Source organism: Methanobrevibacter sp., assembly GCF_045116495.1.
In the GTDB taxonomy this organism is placed as follows: domain Archaea; phylum Methanobacteriota; class Methanobacteria; order Methanobacteriales; family Methanobacteriaceae; genus Methanocatella.
Genome location: NZ_JBGULU010000175.1, coordinates 1 through 5,103, shown reverse-complemented (window position 1 = coordinate 5,103; position 5,103 = coordinate 1). Strand labels below are relative to the sequence as shown.

The following is a 5,103-nucleotide window of genomic DNA, read 5'->3' as shown; positions in this document are numbered from 1 at the left end:
CGAAATAGATGCAGGGAATTTAGTGAACTGGATATAGGCGTCACATTATAATCCCAAATCTTTTTTTATTTTTTTTTGACAATAGTTAAATATCATTTTTTACATAATATTATTGTCGTATCATTTTTGACCAATGCCTACGGTCCTTCTATGAGGGAAGTTGATACTGTCGATGATTAGGAGAAACCCAGCGTTGGATAGGCTGCCCGTTTCGAGGGTTACTCGAGGAGCGAAGGGTATTCTAGCAATGATTCAAGAGAGTTAGTATACGGGCAACACTCATCAAAATATTTATTACTTATCAAATGCTCTTGGAAAAAACACATTTTATATAGGAGTAATAAATATGGATATGCACAAAAAAGATGAGCAACTTTTAAGAAGCTTTTGTGATGAGAGAGGTCTTAAAGATGTAACTTATGAAAGCTACGCCACCGCCATTGGTTTATATTCCAGATACCATAAAAAGCCATTCTACCAGTTGTTAAAAGAAGCCGAAGAAGAAGAACGAGAAGAAGTCAAATGGAAGCATTCACAATTGAGGGCAAGACTTCTTGCATTCAGAAACCATTTGATGAAGAAAGGACATCTTGCAACTACAGTCAAGAATTATGTCAGTAGGGTTATGACCGTATATGAAGAAGGTTTTGACATTGAAATCGGTAAAATGCCAAAGTTAAATCAGAAAAATGTCAAAAGGCCTATGCCTATTTCTTATAATGATTTGCCCGATAAGGAATTGCTTAGGCATATTCTGAAGATGGTCAATCCGTTGATGAAGGCGATAATTCTCTTCATGACCAGCAGCGGATGTGCAAAAAGGGAAACTTTAAACATAACTATCCAAGATTTCATTGATGCAACCTATGATTATCATCACAAGGATAATATAGATGATGTTATTGAAGCATTGCACGGCCGTGATGATGTGGTTCCGTCCTGGAGGTTAAGAAGACAGAAAACCAACAAGTATTATACCACCTTTTCAAGTCCGGAATCTACAGCAGAAATAATTCACTATCTTGTGATAGATGAGAGGAAACTTACAAATTCAACTCCTCTTTTCAATATCAGTTCCACTCACATGAACAATACCTTCGGCAAAATCAACAACAAGCTGAACCTTGGAAAGGCAGGTTCATACAACCGGTTCCGTTCCCACATGCTGAGGAAGTTTCATGCAAGCCAGCTGTACAATGACGGTTTGAGCATGGATGAAATCGATGAGCTTCAGGGCAGAGGAAAGGATCAGACCAGAACTTCCTATTTCATGGAAGACCCTTTGCGCTTAAGGGAAAAATATATTGAGCATATGGGTGCAGTCACAATCAATCTTGATGTTGAGAAGTTATCCATCAAATCTCCGGAGTTTCAGGCAATGGAGACTGAAAATCAAAAATTGAATGCTGAACTGGATGGTCTTAAGGGCGAAATTGATTATATCAAGAAAGCTTTAAGAAATACGATGTAAAACTTTATTTCTATTTTTTATTTTTTTATATTTTTTTTAACTACAATTTGTCAACATGATGGCTCCATCATGAGTTTCGTATTGTAGGTTTTTCTAGTTTTTTTCATATTTTTTTGTTTATTTGTTTATAGAATTTTGGAAAAATACATGCCTTATCTTCAAGTATAACATTGTAATAATTAAACGATTTAACATTAAATAAGCAATAGTAATGTTTATATATTCATTTTGACAAACTATGATTAGCCATTACTAAGTCAAGGCAATTTTTATGAGTGAGAACAATTTTTCACACTCATACAACTTTTCTTTAGTTTGGCGTGAAACTCAATATATGGAGGTAAAATATCAAAAAAAACAGGAATCATGAAAAAAAATAAGTAGAACATAGGTGGGTCAGTAAGAAAAATAAAAATAATTAGACATGTCGCGAAACTATGTTAAAAATTAATATTTTCAAAACTTAACCCAATATCTAGTTTATTTTAACGAATATATAAATATTTTCAATTTAAATAAAGCAAAACTTATATTTGTTCCAAATATTGCGATTAAGAATGGAATATTGATTTTACCTACAAACTATTTTTATTTTCAAAGACTTCTGGCCACTTGAGTTTTAGACTGTTGATCACTAACTCCCCATGAGGGAAAACAGGAGACACCAAAAAATGTGTGAAGCAATAAAACCCCGGCCCAACGAAATAATAATTTTCAATAATTTCAGGGCACTTGAAGAAACCATCTCTGAAATTCAGGAATCGGAAAACATCCGAAATGAAAGAGAATTCTTCGAATCATACAGAATCAAGATAATAAGACTTGATTAAACACGCAGACGAACTAAAAATTTAAGATAACATCAGGAGTCCAAGAATAATGATGGAACAAGAAATAAACGGAGAAGTCCATGTTTTAGTCCCAAAAAACATCTGGGCTAGAATATGGCTGGTATTTGATAGAATAGAACACCTGGGTGAATTCCAATGAATAGGAATTCCCCTATTGCATTAAATGAGGTTGATAAATTATGACAACCTCAATTAATCAATTTGAAGATAATTTCCAGGGCATTTTAACTCACAACGGTGAAATCAAAATTGCCAAAGGAGATGTTGAACAGGAAATCCTCTACATTGATGATGACGGTATCGTATTGGTCGATGGTGGAAAAAAAGCATACCAGACAGTAATACATGACAAACTACTGTCATTAATTCAATATGCAACTGAAGGAGATATTGGTTTAATCAAATTCATAAGAGGAGAAGCTTTTATTGTCGGATTCAGGAAACACAAAAGAAGGGATGAACATGGAAAATGCAATTCTTGAAATGCAAAGGAATCTGGATGAAGAACATTTCATTGCATTCGTATCTGCAGATGAAAATCCGTATTGTGCGGTAATGAAATCAGATGAATTGAATTTTCCGGACAATAAAACAGTTGTTATTCACAGAAACGGTGGAATGACTACAATAATCAATTTGAATTTCATTATTGAGGTCTGCATCAGGAGGTTTGGTCAATATGCCTAAACCAGCAAGATTATATCCAAAAGAAGAACCGATGGATCCAAATCCAAAAATGATTTTCATCGGAAGCATAGTATTTGCTGTAGCCATCGGCTGGATTGGAATAGCAACAAGTACAGGAGGATTATAAACTAATCCTCCTAAATTTTCAAGGTGATAAAAAATGGTAAAAGCAGAACTTATAGAAGAACCACAGGTTTCTCAAGAAACTGAATTAGTTAAAGTTGATAATGTCCCTGACGTGGATGTGGCTATTGAACAATGGGACGCTTATCAAAAACTCTGTAAGGGGTTATTGAATGACACTGACTATCAGGAAATAATCGTTAAAGAAAAAGATGAAGAAGGTAACTATGTTAAAGTGAAAAGACACTTTAAGAAAAAGTCAGCATGGCAGAAGCTGTCAAGAGCATTCAATGTTGATACCGCAATTGTTGATCGTGATTTGGAGCGAACAAAAACCGGCAGAATAAAAGAAGCATACTACTGTGTCAGGGCAACTCTACCAAATGGCAGAAGCGTTGAATCAGATGCACTATGCTCCCGTTCTGAAAAAGGCAAAGACAAAGTGAGCGATCACACTATTATGTCTACTGCAAAAACACGTGCTACCAATCGTGCAATAGCTGAACTGATTGGAGCAGGTGAAGTGTCAGCAGAAGAAATGTCCGCTGAAAGAATAGTTAACCAATCAAAATTTTTAAAAGAGGACAATAGCTAATCCTCTTTAATATTTTTTAGGAGAAAAATAAAATGAGTTTTGAAAATACTAAACAAACAATATTTACAGGTACAGAATTAGATTACGAAGAAATTGTAGAAATTCCGGAAGGATATGAAAAAGCAGAATTAAGAGACTTTGAAGACGGAACCCTCTTAAGAGGCAGACCTGAAATGTCTTCAGTAACATCATACACCTTCGATGACGACGGTGAAGAAAAAACCGTAAACAGATTCAAACTCTACATCTTCCAGGATGATGACCAACTCTACATTGAAATCAACGTCAACCTCAAAAACAACGGAGACCTTCACAAAAACATCAGAAAAGGAAGTGTACTCTTTGACTTCATCACTTCAATCCTTGAACTGGAAAATGCAGGAAGTGTAGGCAAATCAAATATCCTCAGAAACGTCAATCTTGCAGAATACCGCCAATTCGTTAACGGTTTGGATGAAATGACAATACAGGTCAAAGAGAAATCCGGAAGCTATGTCTATTACAGTTTCATTGTACGTGACGTCCAAGTAAAATAATGGAGCAAGAACAAAATGAGTAATGTAGCTGAATTACCTACTAAAGATACAATAACCCTCATTATCAACAGAAAGAAAGTAGAGAGCGTTACATATGTATTTAAAAATAAAGACGGTAATAAAATTGGAGAATACTTAAACAAAACTCCAGCTACATTATCTTCTCAGAGTAATGTCGCAAGACAATTCAAACAGATTGTAAATCCCAAAGGTGACATAAATCCGAAGATTGTCAACAACCAGTTCGCAGAGGTAAAACAGCTCCTGCAGCTTCACTATGAAAATGAGCTATCCGTTATTGAACAGGAAATAGCTGACAGGAAACAAGCCGAGCAGGAAAAGGATAGTGTTAAATTAAAGGAAGCTATCACTAAACTTCAATCATTGAGTCGACCTTTGATTTATATCGGAAGTATTGTCGAATGGTTTACGGCAGGTGAACGCAACAACATATTGTATGCATTTACCGTATATGCAGGACAAGTTGTCTTAAGAAATCCGGTATCCGTAATATGTCTTGGGGAAGCAAGCAGCGGCAAATCCCACATTCAGGAAACCGCTTTAAGATTGATTCCTAAAAGGTTTGTTGTCAATGAGAAAAAGATTACTGAAGCTGCACTCTTCAATCGTGCAAAAACAGACAAGTATTTCTATGACGGCAAAATCGTTAACTATGGGGATATGGGAGGAAACAACGACCATGACTTTATGGAAGAATCCAAAAACCTCATGAAGGAACTGCAGTCCGACGGTTTTCTAAACAAACCATTAAACATTCCTGACGGTGAAGGCGGATGGGAAGTGAAGGATCTTGAACTTGTCGGCAGACCATGTCTTACA

General features: G+C 35.6%; 8 protein-coding genes. All 8 read left to right on the top strand.

The features are described 5' to 3' along the window. The first annotated feature begins 346 nt into the window (after positions 1–346). Positions 347–1,471 (top strand): tyrosine-type recombinase/integrase, encoded by a 1,125-nt coding sequence (locus ACJMLH_RS09495; RefSeq protein WP_405277064.1) that lies wholly within the window; start codon positions 347–349, stop codon positions 1,469–1,471. 671 nt (positions 1,472–2,142) lie between these two features. Beyond that, on the top strand, positions 2,143–2,301 hold the full coding sequence (locus tag ACJMLH_RS09490) for a hypothetical protein (RefSeq protein WP_305515515.1): 159 nt from the start codon (positions 2,143–2,145) through the stop codon (positions 2,299–2,301). 200 nt (positions 2,302–2,501) lie between these two features. Beyond that, complete coding sequence (locus ACJMLH_RS09485; protein WP_405277061.1) at positions 2,502–2,804, top strand: hypothetical protein; 303 nt, start codon at positions 2,502–2,504, stop codon at positions 2,802–2,804. Further along, complete coding sequence (locus ACJMLH_RS09480) at positions 2,785–3,009, top strand: hypothetical protein (protein WP_296890921.1); 225 nt, start codon at positions 2,785–2,787, stop codon at positions 3,007–3,009. The genes ACJMLH_RS09485 and ACJMLH_RS09480 overlap by 20 nt, the downstream gene beginning before the upstream one ends. Then, positions 3,002–3,136: a hypothetical protein gene (locus tag ACJMLH_RS09475; protein WP_296890919.1), complete on the top strand. Its 135-nt coding sequence runs from the start codon at positions 3,002–3,004 to the stop codon at positions 3,134–3,136. Before ACJMLH_RS09480 ends, ACJMLH_RS09475 begins: the two co-directional genes overlap by 8 nt. Before the next feature lie 33 nt (positions 3,137–3,169). Continuing rightward, positions 3,170–3,727 carry a hypothetical protein gene (locus ACJMLH_RS09470; protein ID WP_405277058.1) on the top strand — a complete coding sequence of 186 codons (558 nt, stop codon included), beginning with the start codon at positions 3,170–3,172 and terminating at the stop codon, positions 3,725–3,727. A gap of 32 nt (positions 3,728–3,759) precedes the next feature. After that, complete coding sequence (locus ACJMLH_RS09465) at positions 3,760–4,263, top strand: hypothetical protein (RefSeq protein WP_405277056.1); 504 nt, start codon at positions 3,760–3,762, stop codon at positions 4,261–4,263. 15 nt (positions 4,264–4,278) lie between these two features. After that, positions 4,279–5,103: hypothetical protein (locus ACJMLH_RS09460; protein WP_405277054.1), on the top strand; the 825-nt coding region annotated here is incomplete at its 3' end.

Excerpts from the sequence above, each read along its gene's own strand:
- ACJMLH_RS09470 (WP_405277058.1), top strand. The coding sequence starts at position 3,170 with ATGGTAAAAGCAGAACTTATAGAAGAACCACAGGTTTCTCAAGAAACT.
- ACJMLH_RS09475 (WP_296890919.1), top strand. The coding sequence starts at position 3,002 with ATGCCTAAACCAGCAAGATTATATCCAAAAGAAGAACCGATGGATCCA.
- ACJMLH_RS09490 (WP_305515515.1), top strand. The coding sequence starts at position 2,143 with ATGTGTGAAGCAATAAAACCCCGGCCCAACGAAATAATAATTTTCAAT.
- ACJMLH_RS09465 (WP_405277056.1), top strand. The coding sequence starts at position 3,760 with ATGAGTTTTGAAAATACTAAACAAACAATATTTACAGGTACAGAATTA.
- ACJMLH_RS09480 (WP_296890921.1), top strand. The coding sequence starts at position 2,785 with ATGGAAAATGCAATTCTTGAAATGCAAAGGAATCTGGATGAAGAACAT.
- ACJMLH_RS09485 (WP_405277061.1), top strand. The coding sequence starts at position 2,502 with ATGACAACCTCAATTAATCAATTTGAAGATAATTTCCAGGGCATTTTA.
- ACJMLH_RS09495 (WP_405277064.1), top strand. The coding sequence starts at position 347 with ATGGATATGCACAAAAAAGATGAGCAACTTTTAAGAAGCTTTTGTGAT.